The organism is Ornithinibacter sp. (assembly GCF_035443565.1).
Taxonomy (GTDB): Bacteria; Actinomycetota; Actinomycetes; order Actinomycetales; family Dermatophilaceae; genus Fodinibacter.
Genome location: NZ_DAORSO010000097.1, coordinates 7,306 through 9,125 on the forward strand (window position 1 = coordinate 7,306; position 1,820 = coordinate 9,125).

General features: G+C 71.9%; 2 protein-coding genes. Both read right to left on the minus strand.

The genetic code is table 11. The annotated features are described in order from the left end of the window. Positions 1-172: 172 nt before the first annotated feature. Positions 173-1,453, minus strand: coding sequence for a PQQ-dependent sugar dehydrogenase (locus tag PLL68_RS10380; protein WP_324533799.1), 1,281 nt, complete (start codon positions 1,451-1,453; stop codon positions 173-175). Positions 1,454-1,479: 26 nt separating this feature from the next. Further along, positions 1,480-1,820 (minus strand): MGMT family protein (locus PLL68_RS10385; protein ID WP_324533801.1); only part of this gene is annotated, 341 nt, incomplete at its 5' end.

Sequence of the window (1,820 nt, forward strand, 5' to 3'; positions counted from 1 at the left end):
GGCGGCGGAGGCGGCGGCTGGTTCTCGCTCATGCATCGAGACTAGTGACCCAGCTCCCCGCGGACAGCCCGAACCGCCGAGCCCGAGCCACCGAAACCCAGCCGCCGAGCCCCAGTCGAGGGGTCGAGACGGCTCGGCGGCAGGGCCGCTCAGCTCTCAGCGGCCGGGCCGGTCAGGCGCGGGGGGTGATCCGCAGGAGCTGGTCGTCGTCGCCGTTGGTCGTCGTGACGTACAGGGCACCGTCGGGCCCGAGGCGGGCCGCCCGCAGCCGCCCGAACGGCCCGTCGGTCTCCTCCGGCACGGCGACCTCCTCGACGGACCCGTCCTCGGCCAGGGTCAGCACCAGCAGCTTCGACCCCTTGAGCGCGGTGATGACCAGCGCCCCGTCCAGCGCACCCCACTGCTCGCCCTCGAGGAAGGCCGCGCCGCAGATGGCCTGGGTGCGTTCACCCGACTGCCACACGGCGGGCACGGCATCCGGGTAGAGCTCGAGGTCGGTCATCGGCACGCTCTCGTCGTACCCGTCGACCATGCCCTTCTGGGAGGGGTCCCAGCCGTAGTTGCCACCGGCCCGGATGAGGTTGACCTCGTCGTTGTTGCTCGGGCCGTGCTCGGCCGTGTAGATCGCGCCGGTGCCCGGTTGCACCGCCACCCCTTGGATGTTGCGGTGCCCGTAGCTGTAGACGTACCGCTCGCGCTCGTTCTGCGAGCTGATGAACGGGTTGTCCGTCAGCGGAAAGCCGGTGTCGAGGTCGAGCCGCAACACCTTGCCCCCGAGGCTCGTGCGGTTCTGCGGCAGGTCCCCCTGTGCCACGTCGCCGGTGCCGACGAACAGCTCGTCCTCCCCGGAGTCGTTCACGGCACCCGGGGCAATCGTCGGTCGGCACCCCGAGTGCCGCCCCGTCGAGATCGGCAGACCGGTCAGCAGGTCACGCACCTTCTCTGCCGAGGTGCCGTCGGCCGACAGCTTCCACGTGACGAGCCGGACGTCCTTGGGCTGGCCGTCCTCCTGGTGGGTCTGGCACGTGGTGAACAGGCGCGAGGTCGCGAAGTCGGGGTGCACGACCATGCCCATCAGCCCGCCCTCCCCCGACACGAAGACGTCGTCGAGGTCGGCCGTGACCGTCGTGCGCGTCGCGCCCTCGCGCAGCCCGGAGACGATCGAGATGCGGCCCGGCCGTTCGGTCACCAGCGCGCGACCATCCGGCAGGAACCCGACGTCCCACCCGTGCTCGAACCCCTTCGCGACCACCTCGACATCCAACGCGGGCGGGTCGGCGCTGCGCGGGGCCGGGCTCGCCGTCGCCCCCGAGGTGGGAGAAACACCGTCGGATGCCGTCCTCGTCGGCGTCACGGGCACCTCGCCGACACCGTCGTCACCGGAGCACCCGGCCAGCGTCACGGAGGCGAGCAGCACTGCCGCAGCCAGGGGTGCGATCGATCGGGACCTCATGCCCCAGTCTCACCCACGAGGTTCCCTCACGCGAGATCCTCGACAGCCCGCTGATAGCCGGCCGCGAGCACGGTGAGGTCCGCGCGGTACCCGGCGATGCGGCATCCGCGGCCGTTCGGTTTGAGCAGGATGCCCTCGGCGGCCCAGCGCTCGCGCACCTCGTCCATGAGCGCGGGCGGCAGGTCACCCGAGGCGTTCGTCACCCGCCACCACGTGACGTTCGAGCCGTAGGTCGCCATGATCGTGCCGACCTGGCGCGGGCCGATGCCGACGAGGGCCGCGAGGTCGCCGTACGACACGACCCGGCCCCGGGGCACGAGCTCGACGGCCCGCAGCACCCGCTCCACGACGACGTCGTCCACACCGC

Excerpts from the sequence above, each read along its gene's own strand:
- PLL68_RS10380 (WP_324533799.1), bottom strand. The coding sequence starts at position 1,453 with ATGAGGTCCCGATCGATCGCACCCCTGGCTGCGGCAGTGCTGCTCGCC.